Here is a 242-nt window from a genome sequence, read left to right on the forward strand (position 1 = left end):
GCCTGTCCACCTGTCAGGCAAAGATTGATCGGACGGCCTTCTGCATCAACAATCGCGTGGATTTTGCTTGTGAGGCCGCCACGGGAACGTCCCATGCAACCATCGTCGGCATCCCCTTTTTTCCTGTGGCCCCGTGCTGGTGAACGCGGACACAGGTACTGTCGATCATCACAATATCACCGTCATAGGCTTGAGAGACGGCCTCCAGCAGTCGATCCCAGACACCAGCACGTCGCCAACGA

Annotated in this window: 1 pseudogene; it reads right to left on the reverse strand. The window is 57.4% G+C overall.

Annotated elements, in window-relative coordinates:
- A pseudogene (locus ABE530_RS19750) lies at nt 1-242 on the reverse strand (IS5/IS1182 family transposase); the annotation flags it as partial.

Origin of the sequence: Brucella sp. TWI559 (assembly GCF_039674265.1) — a bacterium.
GTDB lineage: Bacteria > Pseudomonadota > Alphaproteobacteria > Rhizobiales > Rhizobiaceae > Brucella > Brucella chromiisoli.